This window comes from Deltaproteobacteria bacterium (assembly GCA_012522415.1).
Lineage (GTDB): Bacteria > Desulfobacterota > Syntrophia > Syntrophales > JAAYKM01 > JAAYKM01.
In genome coordinates this window covers 1-13467 of the sequence record JAAYKM010000029.1, presented here as the reverse complement: position 1 = coordinate 13467, position 13467 = coordinate 1, and the positions used below count along the sequence as shown (strand labels likewise).

The 13467-nt window shown below is 56.0% G+C and carries 11 protein-coding genes; 4 read left to right on the top strand and 7 right to left on the bottom strand.

The window, feature by feature from the left end; all coding sequences use genetic code 11:
• Window positions 1-168: 168 nt before the first annotated feature.
• Window positions 169-1074: a helix-turn-helix domain-containing protein gene (locus tag GX147_02265; protein ID NLN59532.1), complete on the top strand. Its 906-nt coding sequence runs from the start codon at window positions 169-171 to the stop codon at window positions 1072-1074.
• Window positions 1075-1217: 143 nt separating this feature from the next.
• Window positions 1218-1415, top strand: a complete 198-nt coding sequence (locus GX147_02260; GenBank protein ID NLN59531.1) for a twin-arginine translocase TatA/TatE family subunit — start codon at window positions 1218-1220, stop codon at window positions 1413-1415.
• 10 nt (window positions 1416-1425) lie between these two features.
• Here GX147_02260 and GX147_02255 read toward each other — a convergent pair whose 3' ends face one another.
• From GX147_02255 to GX147_02230, 6 genes are all read right to left on the bottom strand, one after another.
• On the bottom strand, window positions 1426-1842 hold the full coding sequence (locus GX147_02255) for a single-stranded DNA-binding protein (GenBank protein NLN59530.1): 417 nt from the start codon (window positions 1840-1842) through the stop codon (window positions 1426-1428).
• Between the two features lie 278 nt (window positions 1843-2120).
• Window positions 2121-3521 (bottom strand): DUF1329 domain-containing protein, encoded by a 1401-nt coding sequence (locus tag GX147_02250; protein ID NLN59529.1) that lies wholly within the window; start codon window positions 3519-3521, stop codon window positions 2121-2123.
• A gap of 18 nt (window positions 3522-3539) precedes the next feature.
• Window positions 3540-5045: a hypothetical protein gene (locus tag GX147_02245; protein ID NLN59528.1), complete on the bottom strand. Its 1506-nt coding sequence runs from the start codon at window positions 5043-5045 to the stop codon at window positions 3540-3542.
• 202 nt (window positions 5046-5247) lie between these two features.
• Window positions 5248-7605, bottom strand: a complete 2358-nt coding sequence (locus GX147_02240) for an MMPL family transporter (protein NLN59527.1) — start codon at window positions 7603-7605, stop codon at window positions 5248-5250.
• A 19-nt stretch (window positions 7606-7624) separates the two neighbouring features.
• Window positions 7625-8731, bottom strand: coding sequence for a hypothetical protein (locus tag GX147_02235; GenBank protein ID NLN59526.1), 1107 nt, complete (start codon window positions 8729-8731; stop codon window positions 7625-7627).
• 459 nt (window positions 8732-9190) lie between these two features.
• Entirely contained in the window at window positions 9191-10582 is a 1392-nt protein-coding gene (locus GX147_02230; GenBank protein NLN59525.1) for an MFS transporter, read from the bottom strand.
• A gap of 321 nt (window positions 10583-10903) precedes the next feature.
• Between GX147_02230 and GX147_02225 the strand changes: the two genes are divergently transcribed.
• Together GX147_02225 and GX147_02220 are read left to right on the top strand one after the other, a co-directional pair.
• Window positions 10904-11884, top strand: a complete 981-nt coding sequence (locus GX147_02225) for a site-specific DNA-methyltransferase (protein NLN59524.1) — start codon at window positions 10904-10906, stop codon at window positions 11882-11884.
• Window positions 11885-12081: 197 nt separating this feature from the next.
• Complete coding sequence (locus GX147_02220; GenBank protein NLN59523.1) at window positions 12082-12780, top strand: isoprenylcysteine carboxylmethyltransferase family protein; 699 nt, start codon at window positions 12082-12084, stop codon at window positions 12778-12780.
• 118 nt (window positions 12781-12898) lie between these two features.
• Here GX147_02220 and GX147_02215 read toward each other — a convergent pair.
• A partial coding sequence (locus tag GX147_02215; protein NLN59522.1) for an acetyl-CoA synthetase occupies window positions 12899-13467 on the bottom strand: 569 nt, incomplete at its 5' end.

Sequence of the window (13467 nt, the reverse complement as noted above, 5' to 3'; positions counted from 1 at the left end):
TGGAAAACAACCGTTTTTTTCACGAAACCGCGGGGCGGATCAACCTGAAACATGTTTTTATTGCGGATACAGCCGATTGGTGATAGATGAATTTCATTGGTCAATCATGCCGCTTGTACCAGGCCAGGCGTCTCATGGACAACAAGGTGCAGATCCAGCAGAAAGAAAATGACTGATTCGGACCCACACAGCCTTCCGGCAGAACACCCCCCCGTTTCTTCCGCGGAAAATGGCACGGGCCTTTTTTCGGCGCGCCGCGAGCAAATGGGCCTGTCCCTTGCGGATGTTTACGCGAGGACCCGGATCAGCATGAAAAACCTGGCCGCCTTGGAACAGGGTGATTTTGACTCGCTGCCTCCCCCGGTGTACACCAAAGCCTTCATTCGGCAATATGCGGACCTGCTCGGTATCGAGGCCCGTCCCCTGATGGAAATATATGACACCTTTCTGGAATCTCGAGAGACTCCGGGCCCGACGTTCAAAGCCGACCACAGGGCAAGACTGTCTCCGGGTTTCCGATTTTGGAAACTTGTCCTGTTCCTGGTCGGTCTGTTTGTTGTCATAGGGGCTTTTTTCGCATTCTTTTATATGACGGGGCAAAACGCGTCTTCCCCGCCGAATCATCCGACCGTTGTTCCGAACGTTCAGCCGGAAATGCCGGCCCCTCCGGAAAGCGTTCCGGCGTCGCCCCCAACGGAACCGCCTGCCCTGCATACCCCCCCTCCGCCCCCGGCGGCACCTACCTTCCAGCCGGAGATTACGCCGTCCCCGCGCCCGGCATTTCCACCGAAACCGCTGGCGGGGCTCCTTCCGGATGCCAACGCTCAGGGCGACAAGACAGATGAAGCACAGAAACTGATCCTCAAGGCAAGGGAAACCACATGGGTGGGCATTCTCATTGACGGTCAGGAAGGGCACCAGATGTTGCTGCACCCCGGTGATATGGTCACCTATTCGGGGAACCAGTTTCGGCTGGATGTCGGCAACGCCGGGGGAATCGATGTCGTGCTTCAGGGGAAAACCCTGCCCCCCCTGGGAAAAGCGGGACAGGTTGTACACTTAACCCTGCCCTGAAAGACCGGACGATTCCGCGAATATCCTTTGACATTCCCCTCCCGATGATCTAGGCTGGGAGGCACATGATTTCCTATCCTTACCTGCCCCTCCCGGGCAGGAGCGGAATACGGATTGAACTCCAGGAAAAAGAGGTGCTGCACATGTTTGGTATCGGCATGCCGGAATTGCTGGTCATTCTCGTCATCGTCCTGATCATTTTCGGGGCGGGAAAGCTCCCGGAAATCGGAAACGCCCTGGGCAAAGGAATCAGAAACTTCAAAAAAGCCACCAGTGACCAGGAAGATATCGACGTTACGCCCGAAACAAAAAAAATCAACAACGACGAGGGGAAAAAGTGATGCAGGCCGTTTAGAACGGCACGTCATCGTCCGGCACGGAGCCCCCTGAATCATAGGGTGGAACGGGTTCGTCCATGGCAACATCCTGTCCTCTTCCCTGTCCCTTCGACTCGAGCATCTGCATGTTGGCGGCGATAATCTCCGTCGTCCAGCGTTTATTCCCGTCCTTGTCATCCCATGTGCTGGTTTGCAGCCGGCCCTCGATAAAAACGAGCCGGCCCTTGCTCAGGTAGTTTCCGCAAATCTCCGCCAGCCGTCCGAAAACGACGATGCGATGCCATTCCGTCCTGGTCACCTTCTCGCCCTGCCTGTTCTTGAAGGATTCATCCGTGGCCATCCGGAAATTGACGACCATGGTTCCATCCGGCGTATAGCGAACTTCCGGGTCCGCCCCCAGCCTGCCGATCAAAATCACCTTGTTGACCATATCCCCCCCTGCAATTTTTCTCCAACCTTATAAAATTTCGTCCTGAATGGCAACAGGATTCTCCGATGATTTCACGGCATCCGCCCCGGTTGGCCTTACCCCGCGCTGACTGGGGGCCCGACACACAAAAGAAAAGCGGCGCATGACATGCGCCGCCCTTTCAAATGGTTCCCGTCTTCCCGTCATGGGAGGGCGGGGACCGCCGAAAAGCCGGTTTTCCCGTTTCCCGGCGATCCCCGTTCCAACATGATCGGGTCAAGAATCTCTACCCGACGGGATCAATGACCATACCGCTGGAGATACTTCGTCGAAAAACGCTCGGGCGTGAATCCGACGTTGAACTTCCGGTGCGGGAAGTCGATATGCCAGGGCGACGCGTGGTCGGCCTGGTGGTCGTATGTATAGAAGTCGTGTTCATAGTGGGCAAGCAAATCGAGAACCTTGCCGTCGCCGTACCCATAGAAATAGTTCTGGGTCGTTTTCCAGAGCTTGCCCTGCTGATCATAGGCATCGGCGAGGCCGCTCTTCCAGTTTCCACCCATGGACCAGAGAACCTTCTTGCTGTACACGGGGCAGTCCTTTTTGGTTTTGGGCGTCGCCTCAATGACGTAGACATTGGGCCACAGACGCCAGTTCATCCGGGGGAATTTTTCTCCCACCGTCGTCGGGTGGCGACGTTGGGCATTCTTGTTCTCCGTGATGTAGTCCAGGCAGAACAGGGTCGTCAACTTCGGCTGCACGGCGATCAGCTTCCAGTTCCACCGCGCCAGGGGGACGTCCAGGGTCCGGAAGTCACCGATGGCGGAGTCGCAGCCGACGAACGCGTCGAACCGCTGACCGCTCGTGATACGGCGGACCCGTCGCATGGCTGGGATGTAGGCGAAGGCGTCATCCGATTTGTTCTGATCGTTGTATCGGTACGTCAGGTTGCCGAAACCCTGCAGGTCCGCCGGGCTCTGCACGTAAACCAGTTCCTTGAAGAAGATGTCCTCCACCTTGGGGTCGTAGGACGGTTTGGGGTTGATCATTTCCCGGCTCGTCAGGAAGAGGCGGTCCCAGGACATCTCGACGGTTCTTTCCCGGTTTCCTCGGGGGCCGATGTAAAACATGCTGACCCAGTCGTGGGTAAAATCGTCGCCGTCATAGGTGTTTATCTGGTTGTACCAGGCCTTCAGACCCGCCTGGGGATCCTTCTGATCCACCGTGAAGAAGGGAATACCACCGGTCCACCACCGGCCGCCCTTTGTCTTCAGGTTCCCGTCGGGGGTGATGACCGCCTGCCCGGCGTTCGCCTTCGTCACGGCGGCGAAAGCCTTGGGAACGGGCCAGGGCTTGTAGTCCGCAATGACCATCTCCATGCCCCGCTTCACCATCTCGTAAATGCCCGGGCTGGTCAGGGCGATCAGTTCGTTCTTCATACTGTCCACATTGTTCTTGTTGATGACCATACCCACCTTGATCTTCCCGTTCGAAAGCCTCTCCACCTCGTTGGAAGGAAGCTTCATGGGCATACCCGTGAAATCGAACTTGTCCAGGTTCTGCTCGAAACCGTAATAACCGGGTACCCTGGCCTGCTGATCCGTCAGGGCCGCAACCGGTGATACCCCCGCCACGAGCAGGAGCAAGGCGCAAATACCCGCCAGTACCGTCCATGTCATCGTTTTTTTCTTGAATCTCATACGTCTATCCCTCCTTTATTAAAATTGAAACGTGATTCGTGACTGGATTTCGTCGGCCCACTCGAAGTAGGCCAGGTTGTCGTTGGCGGCATTGTCGCTGTGCTTGCCGTCATACAGGGTGGCGCCCACGTACCAGAGGATGTTGTCCGAAAGACGGAACTCCGTCCCCACCTGGAGATAATGCCCCTTCCGGCCGGGATCGAAGATGTAGAGCATATTGGGTTTGATCCGGTCCTGCATGTACCCCGTGTCCGCGGAGAAGCTGAACATGGTCGTGGTCTGGGACGGGTGGGAGCCGTTCAGGGTCAGGCCGTCCTTTTTGATGTCTTTTCGGTGCTCGACGACCTGGGTCACAAAGGCCTGGAAACCGAAGCTGACCGTACGGGTCGGGTTCAGGAACTTCACGAACGTCGGCCGGTCGATCCCCAGGAGGGCCTTGATGGTCTTTCTCCTCTCGATGTCCGTGGGCCAAGGGTCTGCACCATTTATATAATCCTTCTCGTAAGGCCGATCCTGGTACAGAAACTCCAGGCGGTACACGGCCTTCGTGTTCAGGGCGTCGTCGTAGGTCATGGAGAAACCGTAGGAATCGACGCGGGGGTGAACCGTTCGGGAAACAATATGAAACGGCTTCCATGGATGACCGGGACCAGCATCGACCATCTGATATAAGCCGTCGTCTTCGTAATGACGGAAGTAGTTCAGAGACCATTCCAAGGCGCGATATTTTCCCATGAGACGAGCGCCAAATTCCTGACCGCCGGGAATAACCTCTCTGTTGGTGAACATGTCCGGTTCGAAGTTGTAGGGGGACCCGTGAACCGGGTTGATGTGACCCACAAACTGGGAACCGATGAAATGCCCGGGCAGCCAGAGGAGCTCAAGCTGCACGTCCTGGAGATTGTCCGTTTCCCAGGGGGATTTCAGCGTCAGCCGGGCCATCCAAAGGGATTCACGGACGTTGTCGAACGCATCCAGGTAGGGTTCGTTCAGGCTGATGCCGTGCCAGCTCTTGTCCAGGGGGTTGATGATGTCCAGAAGGCGCAGGCCGTCGGACTGTCCCCAGGAGACCTGCTGCTTTCCCAGACGGAGCCAGACGTACTGGCTGTCGAAATCCATGTACAGCTCCTTCAGACCGATCATCCATTCGTCCCCCGTCAACAACAGGTCCATGTCGTAGGACTTGGGGAAGTGATCCACGCTTCCGGGGTAGTCCGTTTCCACGGAACGGTCGATGGACGCGATGGTCCGGGCGAACACCGAGACGTTGTCCGTAAAATGGTACTGCGGCTTCAACTGCACCGACGTCTTGAACATCTTCAGGTTGATCCGGTCCCGGCGCCCGTCGGCCATTTCACCCAGGACGTTGTACGGGTTCGGCTGGCCGATGTTGTAGGCGATCTGGTTTCTCACCCAGCCGGACATCTCGAAATTACCGTACTCGATGGCCCAGGCGCCCCCGCTCCAGGCCAGCATCATCATAAATCCGATAAAACCGATCAGTATCTTTGTTTTCCCTCCCATAACTCTGCCTCCTGTTCTCGTTTCAAGGATTGAATACTTGACGCAAGCTCCTTTCCATCAATGCCATTCTTCCGCTATTTCGCCCCCCTCTCACCTCCTCCCTGGCCGATTCTTCCCCCGGCGATGCCGCCTTGACCTGAAAAGAATCCCGGCCCGGGGACGTCGTTCGCATCCCCGGGCCGGGGTCCGAAACATAAACCGCTTAGTCCCTCACCGCCTTTTCCCGGATCATGAACGTCCCCTTTTCGATGAACTTCGGTTTGAGGACAAAAATGATGGAAGGCAGCAGGACCAGGGTCAGAACCATGTTGATGAGCAGAACCAGGGCCAGAAGCAGCCCCATTTCCGCCTGGAACCGCAGCGACGACAGGAAGTACCACAGGATCACGCCGCCCGCCAGGGTCACCGCCGTAAACACCACGGCCTTGCCCGTCGTCCTCAATGCCACCGGGATCGCCAGCCGCAGATCACGGTGAAGCTGGTACTCCTCGATGATCCGTGAGAGGATGTAAATTGAGTAGTCGACGCCCACGCCGATGCCGATGGAGGCCACGGGGATGGTATTGACATTGAGGCTGATCCCCTTGAGCACCATGAACACCATGGTCAGGAAGTTCCCGAGCAAAAGGACAAACACAAGAATCGCCGCGGCGAGCAGCGAACGGTAGGTGAACGCCGCGAAAACAACGACAATCCCCAGAATCAACGCGATGTTCTGGGCCTGGGCCTGGGCCACGACCTCGTTCACCGCTCCCAGGATACCCAGATAGCCGCTCGCCAGACGGAACTGCAGGGGCTCGTAATCCTTGTTCTTCGCGATCCAGCTGCGGGCGCGCGCAAGAACCTGACGGATCGTATCCCCCTGGTGATCCTTGCACCAGACGACGATGTTCGCGTCCTTGTGGTCCCGGCTCATCATCCGGTCAAAGTCACCCGGCGCGGAACCGCCGATGACAACGTTCATGACGCTCCCCATCATCACGGCATCCTCCGGAATGACCTCCCACTTCGGATCCCCCGCATGGATGATCTTGTTCACCACCGGGGCAAAGTCCGCAATCGACAGGGTGAACCCGACCATCTCGCTTTCTTCCATGTAGATCTGGCATTCCCGGATCTTTCTCTGGATGTCCGGCTGACGGATCAGACCCGGCTCCTTTCCCTCCACGATGAAGAAGAGTTCCTCCGTCCCGGCGAAGTTCTCGTTGATGTTTTTGATGGCGACATTATAAGTCGAATCCGGCCACAGAATCGGGGAACCGGGGTGGATATCGCCGATGTTCATCTTGCTCGTCACCCAGACCGCCGCCACGAACATGACCACGCCCAGGCCGACCATGCCGTAGGCGCTCCTGCCCGTCGCCAGAAATCCGAAACTGCCCAGAACCCGTTTTTCCAAGAAGTTCGTCTTGTCCGGACGGGCGATCTTGGCCAGGTTTTTCGGTACGGGGAAAAACTGGAACAGGAGGGGACAGAGAATCATCACGCTCACCACGATGCTTGCGATCCAGAAGCCGCAGAAAACGGCCAGCTTCTGGAGCAGGGGGATGGGAGCAACGGCGATACAGGCCATACCGCCGATATCGGTGATAAGCCCCAGCATGCCCGGGGGCAGGATGCTCTGCATGGCCAGACGGCCCGCCTTTTCCTTGTCCCGGAACTCATCGAGCAGTTCAAAGTACCGCTGACACATCTGAACGGAATGGCTGATCGTGATGGCCATACACAAAAGGGGAATGACCAGGATCAACGGGTCCAGACTGAATCCGAGGAGCCCGCAGAATCCGAGACCCCATATGGCGCTGACGAACGCCGCGGTCATCGGCACGGCCACACCCGTCCAATTCCGGTAATTGAGGAAGAGGAGCAGGATCATCACCCCGAAGGTAAAAAACAGGATCATGACCGTCTCGTTGCGGTAATCGAAAATCCAGCCCGTGAGCATGGGCTCGCCGGCCGCATAGGCCTCCGTGTGCTCGTCGTTCATCTCCGCGACGAGTTTGTTGACCATCGAAAACACTTCGTCATAGCTGAAGCTGCCCTCGATGAAGTTCGCCGTCAGAAGCGCGCACTGGTTGTTGAAAGCGATCATGGGCCCATAAACCGCGTCGTTCAGGTGAACGTTGCGGGCCAGAATTTCGACCTCCTGTTCCGTTTGCGGAACATCCGCCATGATGGCCTTGAAGGACAGACCGCCGCCGGAGGTCACCTCCACCTGCTTCACACGGGGCGAGGCCAGCGAATTGACCTGGTAGTGGTTGACCCCGGGGATCGCATCCAGGTATTCCTGCATGTACTTGATCTTTTTCAGGGTGGGAATGTTCCAGACATCGCCCTTTTTGACCTTGAGCATGACCAGAACCATGTGGGAACCGCCCAGCTTGTCCTTGTACTGTTCATGCACCGCCCGGATCGGATGATTCGTGGGAAGCTGATCGTCGTAGTTCGTGGCGATGTTGATATTCATCATGAAATACAGAAAGCCCAGGGTGATGGCCCCGATAATTCCGAGGACCGCCATCCGCTTCCTGAATATAAAATCGACTATCTTTGCTATCATCTGCGTCCCTCCTTCGCGACTAACTGATCTTTTCCCAGCTTATCCCGCTGTCCCGGCTGATCATGATTGTCCCCAATCCGCCGACCGCCACATAGGTATCCTCTACATCCTTGATCACCACCAGGCCGCGAATCCAGGAAAAATTCCGAATCGAGGGGGGCACGAATTCCTTCCACGTCTTCCCGCCGTCCTTCGTCTCGATCATCGTGGCCGCGTTGCCGACCGCGTATCCGCGATCACCGGAGACGGCGATGCCAAAGAGGGACTGTTTTACCGTGGACACCTGTTGCCGCCAGGTGCTTCCACCATTGTCCGTATAAAGAAGGGTGCCGTTCAAACCGGTCACCCACCCTTCCTCCTCGTCCTTGAAAAAAACACCGAACAGGTCTTCCAACTGTCCGCTCTGCTGTTTCACCCATTGCAAGCCGCCGTCATCGGTCGTCCAAATGGAGCCGGCCTCACCGACCACCCACCCCTTCAGGGGATTGATGAAAAAAATCTCGTTGATCATCGGATTCAGCGGAATGACGCTTTCCCCCTCCTCCTCGCCCCCCTCCGCGGCAAATTCCTCCTTGAGAGCGGCCATTTTCTCTTCCATGGACATCCCGCTCGTATCCAGCATGAACGCTTCTTCCTCGGAAAACTGATCGGTCATGTCTATCCAGGTCTGCCCTCCGTCTTCCGTCCTGAGGAACAACGAGAAGGCCCCCGCCGCGAATCCCCGTTTTTCATCCAGAAATTTGACGCACATGAGGTCATCCTTGGTCCCGCTGTCCAGCCGCTTCCAAGTCTGTCCCCCGTCCTCCGTCCGGATAATCGTACCGGCACCGCCGACCATCCAACCCCGCTCGGCATCGATGAAACTGATGGCCCTCAGGGTATGCTGGGTACCGCTGTTCTGACGCGCCCAGTGTTTTCCTCCATCATCGGTAAACAGAATCAACCCCTGGTCTCCGGAGGTCCATCCGTGCCGGACATCTGCAAAGGCGACATCCATCAGCTTGTTCCGAAAATAGCTGACCTGAAAAGGTTTGAGTTGCTCCTCCAGAGCGGGGGTGCAACCCCAGAGCAACATCCCCGCAAAAATCCCGACAGCCATACGCAAAATGATTCCTCGCCATCTCATACCGTTACAAACCCTCCCTTTTTTGTTCATGATTGAATCCCGCATTCCAAAGAAAAACCTCCGGTGATCGTGATCCAGGATCCACCGAGGGTTTGCTCATCATTCACACACACACGATCGATTTTGGAAACTTCAAATCGGTGTCCATGGCAAGCTCCAGAATTCGCGCCAAGAAGACCGGCGAATGAAACGGTTCTTTCTTGTGAGGCATAGGCTGTCATTCTCTTCTTTTTTCCGCTGTCCGTGCGACCTTGCGGCATGAATGCTTCCGATGTTCAGTATATATTTATGATATGTCCGGCATGCGAGACAATGCCTGATTAATACCTATTTAACACTTGTATAAAACCCGTATTATAAAAAATATCCCCTGAATCCGTCTGTAAAATCAGAAAACAGCCGTGAATGACCCTTCAGATGGCCTGTATCCCGGCAGGAATACGGGATGAAAGAAATCGCTTATGTCCTGTCGTTTCTTGCCAGGGAGGCAAAAATCCCCAGCACCGACAAAACCGAAAAAATCACGAATCCGGTTTTCATTCCGGCGATGAATCCCGGAAAGGTGGAGGGATTGATGACCTGCCTTCCCATGTAAAGGGAAATGATCATCATCGCTATCCCCATGCTGAACATCTGCCCGATCATTCTCATGGTCCCCACGCCACCTGACGCAACCCCGAAATGACGTTTTTCGACTGAACTCATAATGGCGTTGGAATTCGGAGAAGAAAACAATCCGAAACCTATTCCGAGGATGATGAACAGAACCAGAATAGTCGCAATTGTTGTTTCCGGCGTGATAAAACAAAACGCGAGCAATCCCACCGCGGTGAATCCCATCCCTATCGATGCGATTTTCCCCGGGTCATACCTGTCGGAGAGCCTTCCCGCAACCGGTGACAGGAGCGCCATGGCAAGGGGCTGGGAGATCATGATGAGACCGGCTTCCCTGGCTCCGAACCCTTTTATGTATTGCAGGTAAAGACTGATGAAGAATCCGATGGCGCTTGTCGCCGAATAGTTGATCAGGGCGGCCATACCGGAAAAGGCAAAAACCCTGTTTCCGACCAGCAGCCGGATATCGAAAACAGGATGCTCCGTTTTCCTTTCAAACAGAACGAAACCAACCGACAGGAGAACACCCGTAATAAGAAAGACCCAGCCCGTGACCGACGGAAGATTTGAAAACCCATACATGACCCCAAAAAGGGTCATGCCGTAAATGACCGAGCCCCAGGCATCGAATTTTTCTCCCTTTGAGTCAGCCCATTCCGTCCTGATTTTTGTCCTGATGAGAACAACGGCGGCGATTCCAAACGGTATCAGAAAGGCAAAAATGCTCCGCCAGCCGAAATGCTGGGTCAGCAGGCCCCCGATGACCGGTCCCGTCGACAGACCGAGATATACTGCCGTCACGTTAATTCCGAGGGCTCTCCCGCGCTCCCCCTCCTGAAAGACGGACGTGATTATGGCCATGCTCGTTCCGAAGATCATGGCGCTTGATACGCCCTGCACGATCCTGAACGCGATAAGGGCCGCAAGAGTCTGGGAAAAAACGATGAACAGCGTCGAAACCGTGAACAGCATCAGACCGGCCGTAAAAACCCTTTTTCTACCGACGATATCCGCAAGTCTACCAAATGGAAGAAGAAAAACAACGGCCGATAGAATGAAACTGCTCATCACCCATCCGAGTCCGAGCGCGTTTGCCCCAAGGTCCTTTTGAATGGCGGGCAGGGCCAGATTCACGGCCGAACCCATAAAAGGCGTCAGGTATGCGGCAAACGCCGTCACGATCAATACCGAGCGTTTTAAAATTTTCTCGTCCTGAAAGGGCAAACCCGTTTGCATGGAACGATCCCGACGCGTTCGACTTTTATTTTTCCCTGTTTGAATCAATCCTGCCCCCTGGCGAATGGCCGGTGCGTGCACGCGGCGATGGCGATGTATTCGACTTTTTTCTCCAACGGAAGTCATCCAAAAGATGGATCACAAACCGCTCCACCATAAAAAATACCCCCTAAAGGGTTGCACAAAGTCATCTTTTCAGGCATGAATGATGCCCCGTTGTTTCGGAGTGCGGGGGATTATGGCAGAAAAAAGCCATGAACGCCAAGATAAATGCTCGGCCCCCCTGTCCCCCGAGGCCCACCCTTATGACCCGGCGGCGCCATGGAAAAGAAAGGATCAAAGGAATCACAGGTGCGCGCACCCCGCAACCGCACGATCAGCCTGACCGCTGAAGAAATACGCTGCTACGAAAGCAGACTCGGGCATTTGCAAAAAACGGCGACGCTTCATGAAGTCGTGAACACAACGATTTGTCAAGATGCCCTCGTTGTCCTCGATTTTCTGCCGGATCACGCTATCGATCTCTTTTTCGCCGACCCCCCGTATAACCTGGCCAAAACCTACAACGACAGGCCGTTCAACAGACTCACCTGTCAGGCGTACGGGGCCTGGCTTGATTCCTGGATCGGGAAATTACCCCGGATCCTCAAGAAAACGGCTTCCCTTTACATCTGCAGCGACTGGTTTTCTTCGACGACCGTCCGGTGTGCTCTGGAGAAACACTTCATCATCCGAAACCGGATCACCTGGGAGCGCGAAAAGGGGCGGGGGGCCCGTTCCAACTGGAAAAACAACAGCGAAGACATCTGGTTCGCCACCGTTTCGAATGATTATGTCTTCGACATCGACGCAGTCAAAATCAGGCGCCGGGTTCTCGCGCCGTACCGGGACGGCCGCGGCCGCCCGAAGGACTGGGAGGAAACGCCGGAGGGACCCGAGCGCATGACACACCCGTCCAATATCTGGACGGACCTGACGGTGCCTTTCTGGTCCATGCCGGAGAACACGGACCATCCAACCCAGAAACCCGAAAAACTACTGGCCCGAATCATTCTGGCCAGCTCCCGCGAAGGCGATATCGTTCTGGACCCCTTTCTCGGTTCGGGCACCACCTCCGTAACGGCACGCAAGCTGGGCCGCCGCTACATAGGGGTGGAAATAGACCGAGATTACGCCTGCCTGGCGGAAAAAAGACTGGCCCTGGCAGAACACAACACCAGAATCCAGGGTTACCGGGACGGTTTTTTCCAGGAAAGAAACGCCGTGGCCCATCGGAGGGGCCCCCCCCGGAAAGGGGATTGAACAAAAACACGTGGGGACACCTCTTGAGATCATTGCGCCGCAGGGCCCCGAAATCCAAGAAACCCCATCAAAAGGACACGGGGAATCATGGAAACGGGGGACTTCCCGTCCGATTCACGGGCGAACCACCCGTGGGGTGGTCCCTCCAATCATGACGACCGTGGTTAATCCCGGCAGGCAGAGTACAAGGAGAAAAATTGCTGGTCAAAACGGACCTGCCCGGTTACAATTCATCCGCCTTCCCAACCGGCGGCCCGGTTTGTCTCCCCATGACAAACCGGGCCGCGGCGGGAAGGGGCGGGACCGGATTCCGCCATATCATCCGTCGGGAGAACACCTCCATGCTGGCCATATCCGTATTTGCCTTCATGATTATTTCAGGAGTCATCATCACCGTATCCAGGAACTCTCTCAAGGATCCTTTGTGCCATGGTTTTTATCGTTTTTTCGCTTTCGAATTTCTGCTCCTCCTCGTCATTCTGAACATACCCTCCTGGTTTGACGATCCCTTTTCATGGAATCAGACCGTTTCCTGGCCCCTTTTGATAGGCTCCCTCATGCTGATCATCCACAGCGCCGACCTGATGTTCATCTTGGGACTTTCCGAGGGCCCTCTTCCTCATTCTCCGAATCTCGCTTTTGAAAACACGACCCGCCTGCTGAAAGTCGGCGCTTTCCGCTTTATCCGGCATCCCATGTACATGTCCGTGATTCTTCTGGCCTGGGGTGTGGCGATGAAGGCGCCGGGCATTCCAAGCCTGGCCCTGGCATTCTTGGTGACCCTGTTTTTGTTCATAACGGGCAAGGTGGAAGAGCGCGAAAATATCGAACGGTTCGGAGAGGAATACCGTCAGTATATGAACGGGACCCGGATGTTCATCCCTTTTTTGTTCTGATACGGGCCGTTATTTCTTTTTCCCGTTTCGGACACGGTCCCGTTGAATTTGTTTTCCTTCCCGCAGCAGGCGGGACAGGTGCTTCTGCCGTCGCGTGTTTCGCCCTTGGCTCATCCATTCAAGGTCTTGGACGCAGGACCATCCGGGCGTCCGCAACGGCGTAGCGGCCCTCGTAAAAAACAACCGGGTTCAGGTCCAGCTCCGCCAAAGGCAAGGTCGCCATCATTTGGCCGACCGTAACGATCAAATTCAGCAGTGATTCACGGTTCACGGGAGGATATCCCCTCCCCCCCTCCAGCAAAAGGGGGGACCCCCGCACCTCTGAAACCATGTCGGCCGCTTCCTTACGACTGACCGGCGCCAGCCGGAACACGACTTCGTTCAAGGCCTCCACCCAGATTCCGCCCAAACCGAACATAACCACCGGTCCCGCCTGACGATCATAAAGTCCCCCCACGATGACTTCAAAACCCGGAGGGAGCATGGGTTGAATCGCAATGCCCCGGATTTCATCGGGCGCCGCGAAGGCCGAGGCGTTGAGCAGGATTTCCCGCCAGGCAGTCCCCACATCCCGGGCTTCCCGCAGACCCAGGCGCACGCAGCCCGCGTCGCTTTTATGGATAATGCGATCGGAAACGATCTTCATCGCCACGGGATAGCCGAGTTTTTCAGCCCGGTCCACGGCGG